The organism is Vibrio sp. NFR, assembly GCF_027587095.1.
GTDB classification, from domain to species: domain Bacteria; phylum Pseudomonadota; class Gammaproteobacteria; order Enterobacterales; family Vibrionaceae; genus Vibrio; species Vibrio harveyi.
Map to the genome: position 1 here is coordinate 1 of NZ_JAPPTN010000010.1, position 14,631 is coordinate 14,631.

General features: G+C 45.1%; 14 protein-coding genes. 3 read left to right on the forward strand and 11 right to left on the reverse strand.

Going from position 1 to position 14,631, the window contains the following annotated elements; genetic code table 11:
* Nucleotides 1-450: 450 nt before the first annotated feature.
* Both OH463_RS18035 and OH463_RS18040 read right to left on the reverse strand, forming a co-directional pair.
* Nucleotides 451-1,770 (reverse strand): peptidoglycan DD-metalloendopeptidase family protein, encoded by a 1,320-nt coding sequence (locus OH463_RS18035; RefSeq protein WP_017190859.1) that lies wholly within the window; start codon nt 1,768-1,770, stop codon nt 451-453.
* 298 nt (nt 1,771-2,068) lie between these two features.
* A complete protein-coding gene (locus tag OH463_RS18040) occupies nt 2,069-2,959 on the reverse strand; it encodes a LysR family transcriptional regulator (RefSeq protein WP_269991886.1) in 891 nt (296 codons plus the stop codon).
* 116 nt (nt 2,960-3,075) lie between these two features.
* Between OH463_RS18040 and OH463_RS18045 the strand changes: the two genes are divergently transcribed.
* Nucleotides 3,076-3,501, forward strand: coding sequence for an ester cyclase (locus OH463_RS18045; RefSeq protein ID WP_047515949.1), 426 nt, complete (start codon nt 3,076-3,078; stop codon nt 3,499-3,501).
* A 75-nt stretch (nt 3,502-3,576) separates the two neighbouring features.
* Here OH463_RS18045 and OH463_RS18050 read toward each other — a convergent pair whose 3' ends face one another.
* From OH463_RS18050 to OH463_RS18065, 4 genes are all read right to left on the reverse strand, one after another.
* On the reverse strand, nt 3,577-4,137 hold the full coding sequence (locus tag OH463_RS18050; RefSeq protein WP_017190862.1) for a hypothetical protein: 561 nt from the start codon (nt 4,135-4,137) through the stop codon (nt 3,577-3,579).
* Between the two features lie 24 nt (nt 4,138-4,161).
* Nucleotides 4,162-5,844, reverse strand: coding sequence for a SpoIIE family protein phosphatase (locus tag OH463_RS18055; protein ID WP_269991889.1), 1,683 nt, complete (start codon nt 5,842-5,844; stop codon nt 4,162-4,164).
* Between the two features lie 21 nt (nt 5,845-5,865).
* Nucleotides 5,866-6,126 carry a hypothetical protein gene (locus OH463_RS18060; protein WP_005443088.1) on the reverse strand — a complete coding sequence of 87 codons (261 nt, stop codon included), beginning with the start codon at nt 6,124-6,126 and terminating at the stop codon, nt 5,866-5,868.
* Between the two features lie 254 nt (nt 6,127-6,380).
* On the reverse strand, nt 6,381-6,995 hold the full coding sequence (locus OH463_RS18065) for a glutathione S-transferase (protein ID WP_269991891.1): 615 nt from the start codon (nt 6,993-6,995) through the stop codon (nt 6,381-6,383).
* Nucleotides 6,996-7,279: 284 nt separating this feature from the next.
* Between OH463_RS18065 and OH463_RS18070 the strand changes: the two genes are divergently transcribed.
* Together OH463_RS18070 and OH463_RS18075 are read left to right on the forward strand one after the other, a co-directional pair.
* On the forward strand, nt 7,280-7,855 hold the full coding sequence (locus tag OH463_RS18070; protein ID WP_005375904.1) for a TetR/AcrR family transcriptional regulator: 576 nt from the start codon (nt 7,280-7,282) through the stop codon (nt 7,853-7,855).
* Nucleotide 7,856: 1 nt separating this feature from the next.
* Nucleotides 7,857-8,261: a PPC domain-containing DNA-binding protein gene (locus OH463_RS18075; protein WP_269991893.1), complete on the forward strand. Its 405-nt coding sequence runs from the start codon at nt 7,857-7,859 to the stop codon at nt 8,259-8,261.
* Between the two features lie 98 nt (nt 8,262-8,359).
* Here the strand turns inward: OH463_RS18075 and nirD are convergent, their stop codons facing one another.
* The 5 genes from nirD to OH463_RS18100 all read right to left on the reverse strand — a co-directional run bounded on the left by nirD (nt 8,360) and on the right by OH463_RS18100 (nt 14,476).
* Entirely contained in the window at nt 8,360-8,695 is a 336-nt protein-coding gene (gene nirD, locus OH463_RS18080; RefSeq protein ID WP_031845700.1) for a nitrite reductase small subunit NirD, read from the reverse strand.
* Nucleotides 8,696-11,215: a nitrite reductase large subunit NirB gene (gene nirB, locus OH463_RS18085; protein WP_269991898.1), complete on the reverse strand. Its 2,520-nt coding sequence runs from the start codon at nt 11,213-11,215 to the stop codon at nt 8,696-8,698. It abuts the gene before it with no gap.
* 10 nt (nt 11,216-11,225) lie between these two features.
* Nucleotides 11,226-12,062, reverse strand: coding sequence for an ABC transporter ATP-binding protein (locus OH463_RS18090; protein ID WP_009696301.1), 837 nt, complete (start codon nt 12,060-12,062; stop codon nt 11,226-11,228).
* 11 nt (nt 12,063-12,073) lie between these two features.
* Nucleotides 12,074-13,039, reverse strand: a complete 966-nt coding sequence (locus tag OH463_RS18095) for an ABC transporter permease (RefSeq protein ID WP_005375889.1) — start codon at nt 13,037-13,039, stop codon at nt 12,074-12,076.
* A 72-nt stretch (nt 13,040-13,111) separates the two neighbouring features.
* Nucleotides 13,112-14,476, reverse strand: a complete 1,365-nt coding sequence (locus tag OH463_RS18100; RefSeq protein WP_017190870.1) for a CmpA/NrtA family ABC transporter substrate-binding protein — start codon at nt 14,474-14,476, stop codon at nt 13,112-13,114.
* Nucleotides 14,477-14,631 lie beyond the last annotated feature (155 nt).

Below are 14,631 nucleotides of genomic sequence, written 5' to 3' on the forward strand. Positions count from 1 at the left end.
AAAAACTTTTTAACAACAAAAAGATAGCATCATCACCCTTTCTTAAACCACTTTGCTCGCACCAAAAAACAATGAACTAAAAATCAGCGATTTAAAATCAACAATGTAGATAAATTATCCACCCATTGATTGGAATTATAAATTAAACCAAATAATAATGATTTAAAATAAATACACTTGGTAAAATAGGAAATAATAGTAAGCAAAGACAATGGAACTTTATGGAATAAATATCACATATTTATATCGCGTAAAATGAGTTATGCTCCTATAAAAATAGAGTATAAATTCTATTTTTACTGTCATTTAAATGAAATAATTAACCGACTCATCCCATAGGATTATTCTTCTGATATGCTTTATTTTTCATCTATTTTAAGAACCTAATACCTAGTTCGCTAAAAACAAAAAAGGCAAGCGAAAATGCTTGCCTTGATGCTGCTATACCCACTAAGAGGGTTGTTTGTTCTGCATTGTTTGCGCACTACTGGCACTTTGCTCACGAGCAACCAAATCATCAAATTCAGAGACTCTTGCTAAAAAGGCTGGCTTGTCTTTAGTAGAAATGGAACTCGCTAATGGTAAATCCGCTTTCATAGCATCCACTGCACGATTACGTACCAACACTTCGAAATGAAGGTGTGGCCCAGTTAATCGTCCTGTCGCTCCCGACAATGCAATCTTCTGCCCACGCTTAACATGGTCGCCCTTTTTGACGAGAAAACGGCTTAGATGCAAATAACGCGTTTTATAGACACTATTGTGCTCTATCACTAAGTATTTACCCGCATAAGGATGGTTACGAACCGCTATCACCTTGCCATCGCCAGTTGAGTAAACCGGGGAACCAACTGGTGTTGCGAAGTCCGTACCGTTATGCGGAGAGATTCGTCCCGTAACAGGGTGTTTTCGGTAAGGGTTGAATGGAGAGGTAATACGACGGAACTGTTTGTCGATCGGATAACGGTTAAATGCTTGTTCAAGGCTGTTACCTGCTCTGTCATAAAAACGACCGTCCTCCGCTAAGAATGCTTCAACGTCTTTAGCTCGCATTTTGATCGCGATGCCCTGCACTTCTGCATTACCAGTAAAGTGATCATCAAGATATTGTCGATTCACCAATACATGAAAGCTATCACCAGCACGAAGCTCACGAGCAAAATTTACTTTGTCACGTAATACGCGAGTGATGTTAGCAATCTGCGTTGTGGTCAATCCTTGCTTATGCGCAGAAGAAGAAAAACTGCCATTGATCGTGCCTGAGTACATTTCTTCACGCCACTCTCCCGGCTCCTCAATAAAGTCATAAGCAAACGTGCCATCGTCGTTTTGCGTATAGACCGCGCGTTCGACAAGGCTTTCATGGAAAATCACTTGTTTTAGGGTCTTAGTATCTCTATCTACCACGAGCTCAAGGTGGTCGCCTGGTTTGATGGTATCGAGCTTCAGTGACGTTAAGTCAGCTTCAAGAAGCTTTTGAGTGGTGTCGTATGATACCCCCCATGAGGAAAAGATCGTGCTGAGCGTGTCACCAACTTTAACGAAGTAGTGAATACGCGCGATGTTGTCATGCTTTTTGACTTCACGTTCGGGATTTTGAGGTGTTTCATTTGTTTGAGTCTCGTTTTTTTGAGCGCTCTTTAGTTCTGAATAAGGCGTGACCTTAATGGTGATTTCTTCTGGTTTCGTTTCTGCTTGATAGGTGAGATAAGCTGCAAGAGAGAATGCGGTAGCAGCGACAGCAATTAAGGAATAACGAACAAACTTCATAGTACTAGGGTTAACTGAGAATAGCAATTGTTATGTTATAACATCATACAGGCGCAATTTAAACGTTACGTATTTGAGAACTTTGTTTCTAAGCTTTGCTATTCTCACTAAACGTCTATTTTGCTTAGATAAACCTTACAACAAAAAAGGGAAAATTATCTTACCCTTCCCTATGATTACCAAATCGTTTTGAAGTTCCATCCTCTTTGATGAATTGAAAAGTAAACAAACTAAACGCACATACCTGATTTCAGCACCGATAAACATAGAGCAACGGATACTCAGAAATGAGCTGACGTTAAGGTGCAAAGTACGCTTTTAGCTCTTCGATAAAGACTTTGACCTTTCTCGGTGTGTTAGAGCGTGCTCGATAAAGCGCGTAGACCGTTCTTGTTGGTAATTGGTAGTCTTTCAGTACTTCTATCAATTCGCCCTTACACAACTCATCTTCCGCCAATGCTCTTGGAAGCATCGCAACTCCATAGTTTTGTTTTAGCGCCGTTTTCACTGCCTGTACGCTGTTAACGGAAAGAGATGGTGACACCTGCACATCCAGCTCTTTTCCCGCTTTGTTAAATCGCCACACCTTATAATTCTTTAAATTTGGGTCTTCGATAATTCGATGAGAATGCAGATCTCTCGGTTGCAAAAGTGAAGAAGAGGCTTCTAAGTATTGCGGCGAGGCACATATGATATTCCTGTTTTCAGTGATCTTTGTTGCGATCAAATCTGAATCTTGCCTAACCAAACGACCAGATCGAATTGCTACGTCATACCCTTGTGAGGAGATATCATCTAAACCATCATCAAGCAGCAAATTCACTCTTAGCTCCGGATATTTATCACTGAAACCGCAAATAAACTGCATGAGCAAGATTTCTGTCAAACCATTTGGCGCGAGAACATTCAAGGTGCCAGAGATTTCATTACTATCAAACCTCATCGTGTCATTCAGCGCTTCAAGTTGCAAAATCAGAACATGTGCTTCTTGATAATACTGATGACCAGCGTCTGTAAGAGACAGCGCCTTGGTTGAGCGATTCATTAATCGCGTTCCAAGATACGTTTCTAGATCTCTAACATTGCGACTCACGAGAGATTTAGACACTTCTAGTTTCTTAGATGCGCCCGTAAAACTGCCTTCCTCTACGGTGCAAATAAACGATTTAATTAGCGTGATTAAGTTCATCAAAACATTCATTGTTTACTATTTGTTGACAGATTATCGACCTTATCTGATCTATTCAAGCTTCATTTTTTGATTAAAAATCCCAGCAATTCAACAAACAAAGAGAAGATAAATAAATGGAAAGTAAACAAGTCCAAACCATAAGAAATTACTTTAAGATTTGTGTTGACGGTAAGGCAACAGAACGTGTGGGGGAATTTTTCGCTGAAGATGCTCTTATTCACCGCCCTGATTGTGGAAAAACCTTAAAAGGGTTAGTCGAATTTGAAGCCAAGTTGAAATCTTGCGTAACTGAACGTTATGAGAGCCTTGAGACAAGCTTTCAACGCATTGTAGAAGCAGAAGATCAAGTGGTTGTCGCCCTGACTCACAAAGCCAAAAATGCAAATACGTGGATGGAGTTCGATGTATCAGGTAAAGACGTTACATGGACAAGCCTCACCTACTTTCGCTTTAACCAAGAAGGTAAAGTGATTGAAGAAATCGTAGAGCGCAACGAGTTAAGCATGGCAACTCAACTTGGGTTAACGATCACACAATAACCAATGCTGTTACGTAAATGTGAGGGCTCACAAATGGAGTCCTCTTTTTACATTCGATCTATAAGATTATTCAGGCTACCACTTCACGATACCCAGCGTGACTTTAACACCGCCGACTAACGTCGAACCACCATAGTCTTTTGCTAGACGCAGCAAAGTGTCATGAAAACCTAAGTTTGGAAAGGCCGCCTCAACTTCTGCGATGGTTTCTTTACTCAACCCTTTACGAACACGGCCTTTGGTCGCATCAATCCAGTCAGCTTTGCGGCATGCTTCAATGACTTTTTGGTGCGGACCTTTGTACGGAGAAATCTTATGGTGCCAATGAATCGCTCCACGCAAAGCATCAGGATCTAAACCCCATTCAAAGTGTTCATTGTCAGCTAACGCTGCAGCCTCTGATGGCTCCAAATAAGCCAGCTCATGATCGGTCCACAGTCCGATATCGTGGTACACAAAAGCCGTTTCAACGAGCGGTTCATACCGTTCATCGTTACCTAGAAAATGCATCGCATAGGTGATTGTCCGATATACATGATTTCGATAACCGGGAAAATCGTCACCGATCTGCTCTTTGTATTTAGCAAACAACAATTCGACGCGTGGTCGATCTCGTTTGATTTCTATTTGCGACATGTTTGGTTTCCACGGATAAAGTCTTTAAAGGATTATAGACTTTGTCTTTTCGTCGGGAGTTATCACCACCGTAAAGCAATTGCGCTCCCCTTGATGTGATACAGAAAACGCGTTTGTCATTTGGGCTATGAGCATCAAACCTCGCCCTGAAGGCATCCAACTCTCTTCATCGAATAGATTTGGCGTCTCAATTTGCTTTGAGATGTAACTTTGGAAGGTTTCATCAGAAATGCGATTGCCATAATCAAATACACGCACTTCTATGTTGTGCTGCTCACCTTGTGTTAGTTCGCATTCTAACTCAACCGTTTTTCCGGTTTGTTCTTGATAGGCATGGATGAAAGCATTGTTCATCAACTCAACCACACACAGCTCAAGGGTTTGCGCGACATGAGAAGAAACCGAATGTTGTTGAAGGAATTCAACCAATTCAAGACTCGCTTGGCGTGAAACTTCTAAAGACGCTTGATAGGATTTCTGGAATACCACACTCGTCGAATTTACGGCTTGTAATTGTGCACAACCCAACCATTGCACTTTCAACACGCTCACATCATCGTCGATTTCTGGTTTTCCTTGCCAGTTTTGCACTTGCTCCAAAACGGCATTGGTTTGTGCCTTTTCTGGCATCACTTTACTCTCCTCGATGTTGGATAGCAGTCGGTCAATGCCGTAAAGCTCCTCGCCTTGCTTGGCTTCCAATAAGCCATCGGAGAAAAACCAAAGCGCATCATTAGGCTTGAGTTGGATACTGCCACCTTGGTACATCATCGGCTCCAATGCCCCGACGATGAAGTTGTTGTCACCAACAAGTTCCAAGCAGTTGTGTTCCGTCTGTTGCCAAACAAATTTAGGGTGCCCTGCAGTGCAATAATTCAGTTCACCGGTTTCGGTGTTCAACACGGCATATTCGATAGTGAAGTAAAGCTTGCTGTTCTGCGTTTGCTGGTAGCGTCGATTAAGCCTTTCAATCACAGCAACAGGCTCACTGATGCGGTATTCGTTGTCGCTCCAGTCTAACGTTATCGACTCCGATTTGTTACGTTGTGACAAAGTTTGTTGAATCGAGAATGCCATTAACGCCGAAGAAATACCGTGCCCGGAAACATCGAAGACATAAAACGCAACGTGGGACTCATCGAGCTCGACATAGCCCAACATATCCCCACCGATCTTGGTACAAGGAACATAAGTGAAGCTAAATTGTGCCGTGTGAATCTGTTCTTCCACGGGCAACAGTTGTTCCATTAACTCTCCGGCAGAATCCAAATCCTGCTGAATGGTTTGATACGCTAAATCGAGCTCTTGGTTTTTTGTCGTGAGCGTGTTGTGCAGTTCTAAGGTACGAAAGCCCGCACGGATACGCGCTTGTAGTTCCTCTACAGACGTCTTCTTGTCGACAAAGTCATCGGCGCCTGCATCCATACCTTTGATGATGGATTCTTGATCGTTACGGGAAGAGAGAAGCACAAAGAAGATATAACGAGAAAACGCCGACGATTTAAGCTCACGGCAAAGCTCAATGCCACTGATACCCGGCATCATCAAATCACTGAGGACAAACTGAATGTCAGTTCGGTGAGTCAGCACTTCTAACGCAGACTCACCATCTTCAACGGCAATGACCTCGTACCCTTGCTTTTGCAATGCACTGGTCATGTAGAGCAAGACCGTTTTGCTGTCGTCGACCAACAATATGGACTTCATACCTCTCCTTGCCTGTTTGCTTTATTGCAGCACGCTACTCATGGACTGTGCATCTCTGAAACGGCTGTAATCTTCCGCTAAAAGTTGATGTTGATAACGAGTGTAAGACAACGCCTCATTCGAGATGACGATTTGGTTTTCTTTTTCCATCAATTGCCCACGCAGCAACTCGATTTGTTGATGCTGCTGACTGTGGTTTTGATACATGGCAACGAGTCCGCACACAGACGCTACGAGCAGCGTACACAACACGCCATTGATGGTTTTACTTCGAACACGCATAACCTCTCCTTGTCGCTTGGTGTCCTTCATTACTTGGTGAAGTCCAATAATGATTGGGACGTCTACAAACTAAGAACTCAAGGTTCCAAAACGCCGTGAGAGCCAATTGATGTTGTTGCATTAACAGAGTTAATTATAGGAGAAAGGCAGAAAAAGAAGAGAAAACCTGAACAAATTGAAGATCTTTGCGCTTAAAACGACAAAAAGCAGCAAGTCTACAAAAGCCTTGCTGCTTAGAAAAATCACGCTATGAGTTAGCTTTGAAACGCTTCACGCACCGATACTTGTTCAAACCAACGCGCAATATTTGGGTAGGTTTCGAACACTTCAATACTCAAGCCATTTACGGTAAAACCAACAAAAATGTAGCCGGTAATGTCTACGATGGTGAAGTTGTCCGTGGCGATGTGCTCGCTTTCTGATAGGCGCTTGTCAAGAATTGGTAGGAATTCTAATACGCGGGATTTCGACTCGTCACCCCACGCAGCCACACAGTTTTCACGGTCTTGGTAAATTGCTGTGATATTGCGAAACGCCTGAAAAGCCGTGTACAAACCTTGGAATTCGACAACGCGATGCCACATTTCCACTTGAGCACGTTCGAGCTGGTTAGCACCAAACAGCGCCAGATCATTTTCAAACGCTTCATCTAGGTAGCGACAAATTGCCACGCTTTCACAGATCGTCGTGCCATCATCCAGTTCCAGCAGAGGCACTTTACCGTTCACGCTTTTCGATTTAAACGGTTCAGATAGGTTATCGCCCTCACGAACGTTCAGCGCAATTCGCTCAACCTCGCCACCGATTTCCTTTAGAAAAATGCTAACTCGCTTACAACTTGGAGTCATTGCGGTTTCATAGAGCTTCATTTCACATCCTTTTATCTTTTTCTAACCGATTGGTTAGGATATACTGTAGCCAGTTTATAAACGATCAGTCAAGAACTTCACTATCAAAAATTTTCAAACAGTTGTGGGTCTGTTTGCTGAGCGAGATTTTTGATGCCGTTTGTGAGTTCACATGAATTTGGAGGCTGATACCCAAGAATAGATGGGTATTCATCATATTGGTTCAGTTCGAGCGCTAAAGGTTCTCTGTACCATCCCTCCAAAGCAATTTAATTACCCGATAAGCAGACCCAGGCAGGTAATTTATGGCAAGAAAAGCCAACTTCGACCGAGATGAAAAGCTTCTCGTGGCTATGGATGTGTTTTGGCGCAAAGGCTTTGCGAACACGTCTATCTCGGATCTCACCGACGAGTTAAACATCAACCGCTTCAGTCTTTACAACACCTATGGTGACAAGCAACAGCTCTACTACGAAGCGCTCGATACTTACTTAAAAAAGGTCTCGCTACCGTCACTGAATGATTTGGAAAAAGACGATGCGTCTTTACCTGAGTTGGAATCGTTCCTTAAATCTTTTGCTGAGCTGCAACGCAAACGCAACTGTGGGTGTTTTATCCAAAATGCGTTGATTGAGCACGCTGGTGAAGACGATGATGTACTGCGTAAAGGGCATTTTTTGTTTGACCATCTTATCGACATCATTGCGGATGCGCTGACCAATGCTCAAAAAGAAACCTTAGTGCCGAAAACGCTGAAACCAGAAGAACTCGCTCGTTTCGTTCTCAACAACATGCAAGGCATGCGCGTACTTGGCAAAGCCAAACGTTATGCCGACTTGGATACTGCGCTTTCCTGCTTGCTGGTTTTGATTAGGAAGTAATATGTCGATTGAAGTGATAGCAGTACGTCTTACCAAAGGCATGGACTTAAAGTTGAGCCTAGCAAAATTGGTCGAGCAGCATGGTATCAAAGCAGGCTCGATTGCCTCATGCGTTGGCTGTGTCTCTGACCTCAACCTTCGTTTGGCAGGTGCAGAGAGTACGTTAACCAAAAAAGAACCATTTGAAATCGTCTCTGTGATGGGAACCCTGACGCCTGAACATCAACACGTTCATATCTCGGTGTCTGATCGTGAGGGACGAGTCTGGGGTGGACATTTAATGGAAGGCACGGTTATAGATACCACCGCAGAGTTGATCATCCATTCTTACTCAGAACTTGAGTTTACCAGAGCGATGGACAACTCGACTGGCTATACCGAACTACAAGTGAATCCTTCCAAATAGTAAAAAGCTCCAGAGCCATACTGTGGTGTCTCTGGAGCTTTATTCGCTTGTCTCTTACGCTAAGAATTCACTCATATCGAGCAAGCTAACTTCGGAGATCATTCTTCGACTAAATAACAAACCTGATTATCGTCGATCGTTACTTGCCACGTTTTTAGACAGTGCGCTTCGTCTTCTAAACACTGCCCGCTCTTTAAGCTGAAATGCTGTTTGTACAGTGGTGATGCAACACACATCTCACCATCAATATCACCGACAATCCCTCGACTCATCACATAAGCCTTACCAATTGGGTCCCAATCCTGAACAGCGTAAACACCGTTATCAGGAATGTAGAATAACGCGACATGCTCGCCTTCAATCAATACAGTGGCACCGATGAACGGCATTAGGTCATCAAGCTGACACAATTTCACTGTGGTTAAAGCTGCCATTTACACCTCCTGTTTCACTGGAATACGCTGACCGCGCACACGTTGGTACGGCAAGACTTTGCTACCCGACGTGCTGTTCAAGAAAGGACGGAAGCGTTGCAATTTTTGAGGATTATCCAACGTGCTCTTCCACTCACACTGATAGGTATCTACGACGCGCGCCATCTGCTCATCCAATGAATCACATAGGTTGAGAGAGTCATCCAAAATCACTTGTTTAAGGTAATCTAAGCCCCCTTCCATGTTCACCATCCACACCGACGTACGCTGCAAGCGATCTGCGGTGCTGACGTAGAACATCAATACTCGGTCGATCATGGTGATCAACTCTGATTTGGATAAGTCGGATGCAAACAAATCAGCGTGTCGTGGTCTCATGCCGCCATTACCACAAACGTATAGATTCCAGCCGTTTTCAGTGGCGATCACCCCAATGTCTTTACTTTGCGCTTCTGCACACTCGCGAGTACAGCCCGATACGGCAAACTTAAGCTTATGGGGCGCTCGCAATCCTTTGTAGCGGTTCTCTAACTCGATGGCTAATCCAACTGAATCATCAACACCATAGCGACACCAAGTAGAACCGACGCAAGATTTCACGGTGCGGACCGACTTGCCGTAGGCGTGCCCTGTTTCAAAACCGGCATCAATTAAGGTTTGCCAGATTTCAGGAAGCTGTTCTAACTGCGCACCAAATAAATCCACACGCTGACCGCCAGTGATCTTGGTGTACAGATCGTATTGCTGAGCGACTTCACCAAGTACGATAAGTTTGTCTGGTGTGATTTCGCCGCCCGGAACACGAGGTACAATCGAGTAAGAACCATCTTTTTGCAGATTTGCCATAAAGGCATCATTAGAATCTTGCAGAGATTGATGTTGAGGCTCCATGATGTGTTCATTCCACAAAGAAGCAAACACCGATGCCGCTGTAGGCTTACAAATATCACACCCATGCCCCTTGCCATGCAGTGCAATTAAGGTGTCGAAGTCTTTGATTTGTTCCACTTGGCAAATATGGAACATCTCTTGGCGACTGAGCTCAAAGTGCTCACAAAGGTGGTTGTTAACCTCTACCCCCATGGCTGCCAATTGAGTATCCAATACCGACTTCACCATATTGCTACAGCCACCACAGCCAGTACCGGCTTTGGTGTTGGCTTTAAGGTCTGTCAGGTTGGTAGTGCCGGCTTGAATCTCGGCAACTAAGTCACCTTTTGTGACGTTGTGACAAGAGCAGATGATAGCGCTATCTGGCATCTCTCCGTCCAGCATTCCAGTATCAAACAGCAGGTTCGCTGCGTGGTCTGGCAAGACAGTTTTGTTCAAATAACACTGTAAGAGCGCATCGTAGTCACTGTTGTCACCAACGAGTATCGCACCAAGCAATTGAGTGCCACTCGCATCAACCACCAGCTTTTTGTAGATGCCTGCAACCGCATCTTGCAATACCATTTCTTGTGCGCCTTCGGTTTGCATTTGTGCATCGCCGATAGACGCCACATCTACCCCAAGCAGCTTAAGTTTAGTGCTCATGTCTGCACCTTTAAAACCTTCGCTCGGCATACCAGTCAAGACATCGGCAGTGGTTCTCGCCATGGTGTAACCGGGTGCGACTAAACCAAAGATCTTCTGCTCCCAAAGAGCACATTCGCCAATCGCATAAATATTCTCATCGCTGGTTTGGCATTGATTGTTAATCACAATCCCGCCACGTTCACCGACTTCTAGCTCAGCCAACCTTGCCAACTCATCTTGAGGGCGAATGCCTGCGGAAAAGACAATCACATCCACTTCGAGAGGATCTTTGTCTTTAAACACCATGCGATGCTTAGCCGTTTCACCATCGCAGATTCGTTCCGTACCCGTTGAGGTGTGAACGGTTAGCCCTAGCGCTTCAATCTTCTCTTTTAACACTAAGCCAGCACCATCGTCTAACTGCACGGGCATCAGGCGGGGAGCAAATTCAATAACGTGAGTTTCTAACCCCAATAGTTTGAGTGCGTTTGCCGCTTCTAAACCCAATAAGCCACCACCAATTACTGCGCCCGCTCTTGCACCTTCACATGCCTTCTTGATTTTTGAAAGGTCATCAAGCGTGCGGTAGACAAACACGTTGTCGCGGTCTTTACCTTCAATTGGAGGCACAAACGGGTAAGAACCGGTCGCGAGCACAAGTTGGTCGTAACCCAGCACATCTTCATCATCAAGCAGAATGCGCTTTTGCTCTCTGTCGATGCCTGTTACTTGGCTGCCAAGTACGAGTTGGATGCCATGCATGTCGTACCATTCTTGGTTACTCAGCATCAAATCATCATGAGACTTACCCGCAAATAAAGAGGACAACTGTACACGGTCATACGCGATAAAACGCTCTGCACCAATCACGGTAATTCGGTGCTCCAAATGCGCGTTTTTCTGCACTAATTGCTCGACGAGGTGTTGCCCGACCATACCGTTACCTACCACAACGATGTGGCTCAATGCGTTCTTTACTGGAATCGTTAAAGGACTATTCATCGCTGCCTCCTTATGCCGTTTGCGCTGCGGTTTTGGGTTGGTCTTCTTTCGAAGCAGGAATCTCGACTTTGGATTGCTTCTCGTAAAGAAACTTCAACACGGCTTGTCGACACTTCTGATACTGCGCATCATCAGCCAGTGCGACACGCTCACGAGGGCGAGGCAGATTCACTTCTAACACTTCACCAATAGTTGCCGCCGGTCCGTTAGTCATCATCACGATTTTGTCGGAGAGCAGCACCGCTTCATCCACGTCGTGGGTAATCATGATGACAGTGTTGTTTAGCTCGGCTTGAATCTTCATCAGTGCATCCTGCAAATGTGCACGTGTTAACGCATCCAACGCGCCAAATGGCTCATCCATCAGCAGAACCTTTGGTTGAAGTGCCAGTGCTCTGGCGATGCCGACTCGCTGCTTCATACCGCCCGAGATTTCATCCGGCTTTTTGTGCGCAGCATGCTGCATTTGAATCAACTCTAAATAGTGGTTCACTTGTTCCTGAATCCACGCTTTGCCCTTTTTGCCGGCAATTTGCTTTACTGCGAGCTCAACGTTTTGATACACAGTGAGCCAAGGCAATAGTGAATGGTTTTGGAACACAACCGCGCGGTCGGGTCCCGGTCCTGCCACCTCTCGTCCATCAACGATCACACCACCATCTGTTGGCATGTGTAGCCCTGCGACTAAGTTCAATACCGTTGATTTACCACAACCAGAGTGACCAATCAGCGATACAAACTCACCTTTATTGATTTGTAAATCGACGTTCTTAAGCGCGATGAACTCACCATCTGGCGTTGGGAATCGCATCCCTAAACGCGTTAGATCTAATAATGCTTTTTCCATGATCTTTTCCCTTATCTCAACGCTTGTTGTTTATTCCAAGACAGCCACTTTTGAAGTTGCAGCATGCCTCTATCGAGCATCAAACCGATAAAACCAATAGTGATGACTGCCACCATGATGCGACCCAATGATGCCGAGCTGCCGTTCTGGAACTCATCCCAAACGAACTTGCCCAACCCTGGGTTCTGAGCGAGCATTTCTGCCGCAATCAATACCATCCAAGCGATACCTAAAGAGAGACGTAAACCTGTGAAGATCATTGGAATGGCAGAAGGTAAAACGATGGTACGAATGTGCTGCCACCACGAAAGTTGAAGCACTTTGCTCACGTTGATTAAGTCTTTATCAACGCTCGTTACACCCACAGCGGTATTAATCAGCGTCGGCCATAAGCTACACAGCGCTACAGTGATCAGAGAGTTGATGAACGACTTAGCAAACATCGGGTCATCACTCACATAAGTGGCACTCACCACCATAGTGACGATAGGCAGCCAAGCTAAAGGTGATACGGGCTTGAGCAGTTGAATGATTGGGTTGAACGCTTGATACAGCCCTTGATTAAGACCAAGCACGATGCCAAGCGGAATCGCGATAACCGTCGCCAGCAAAAAGCCCGCAGTTACGGTCACTAAGCTTGTTATGATTTGGTCGAAGAACGTCGGTTTACCTGTGTAGGGACGAATCTTCACTTCCGCGTCCGGATTCTTGGCTAACTTCGCAGCATTACGTTTTTCCTGACGCTCGATAAACGCTTGTTCCTTTTCTCGCTCTTGCCAATGGTCATCGACAAGGTTGCTGAACTGCTGAAAAGTTTGCACAGGTCCCGGTAGCGTACCTAATGAAGTTTGCACTTCTCTCGCTGCTAAGTGCCACATTGCCAAAAAGATCAGCAAGCCAATGACGGGCAAAAGCACCAACCGACTTCGGTTCACTACCTGCTTAGCAGGAAAAAGGGAAATGACATTACTAGACATACTCACTCCTAAGAAATTTACATCCTTGTTGCCACAAGCGAATCCCCTCGCCTGTGGCGTTTATCGTTATGGTTAAACCTTGTCTTTTCCTTTAAGCCCGATAGAGAACTTCTCTAGATATTTATTTGGCTCGCGACCGTCATAAACGATGTTGTCGATAAAGTGTGTTTGTGGCGCACGAAAGCCATCTTCAGCATTGAAATCTGGGAAGTCTTTTTTGCTCAACACACCATCTTCAATTAGCGCTTGAGCCGCTTGTTGGTAGATATCAGGACGGTAAACCTCTTTTGCCACATCCATGTACCAATCATCGGATTTCTCGCTTGAGATTTGTCCCCAGCGACGCATTTGAGTCAGATACCAAATCGCATCGCTGTAATACGGATAAGTGGCGTTATGACGGAAGAACACATTGAAGTCTGGCACGTCTCGTTTGTCGCCTTTCTCGTATTCAAATGTGCCCGTCATTGAGTTGGCGATAACTTCGGCATCCGCTCCAACGTATTCGCTTTTTGATAGCATCTTCACTGCTTCTTGGCGGTTGGCATTGTCGTTTTCATCCAACCAATGTGCCGCTCGAATCAAGGCTTTCACTACGCGAATGTGCGTGTTTGGATACTTCTCAGCCCAAGCTTTGGAAACACCAAACACTTTCTCTGGGTTGTTCTTCCAGATCTCGTAATCGGTCACGACTGGCGTACCAATACCTTTAAATACGGCTTGCTGGTTCCATGGTTCGCCTACGCAGTACCCTTTGATCGTGCCCGCTTCCATTGTGGCTGGCATTTGTGGTGGCGGTGTAACACTCAATAGAACGTCAGCATCCAACTGGCCACTGTTATCGCCTGAATCTGGTGCGTAAAAACCTGGATGAATCCCGCCTGCCGCTAACCAGTAACGCAACTCATAGTTGTGCGTCGATACAGGAAACACCATGCCCATGTTGAACGGTTTACCCTTATCCAGATAGCTGTCGACCACAGGTTTTAAGGCATCCGCTTTGATTGGGTGAACTGGTTTACCATCTGGTTGTTTTGGAATGTATTGCTTCATCTGTTCCCAAGTATCATTGGAAACCGTGATTGCGTTGCCGTTCAAATCCATACTGAACGCGGTAATCACTTCTGCTTTTGTGCCGACACCAATCGTCGCGCCCAATGGCTGACCAGCAAGCATGTGCGCGCCAGCAAGCTCACCGTCGATGACTCGGTCTAATAGCACCTTCCAGTTTGCTTGCGCTTCTAAAGTGACGTACAAGCCTTCGTCTTCAAAAAAGCCTTTCTCATAAGCAACCGCCAGCGGTGCCATATCGGTTAACTTAATAAAACCAAACTTCAGGTCTTCAATTTCTGGCTCACCCAACTCTGCCTTTACGCTGACCGTGGTGAATACCGATAACGAAATTGCTGACACTTTCAGCATCGAACTCCATTTCATTGGTTTGCTCCCATAAAAAAAGCGCCACTACTCCGAAGAGCAGTAGCGCCGTTGCTAAGTCTACAATTACCGCCGTTGATAATTGAGATAAGCGATTCAACAATAAACCCAACTCTACTAATCCAATTACTGTGCCAACTTATTTTTTACTTTAA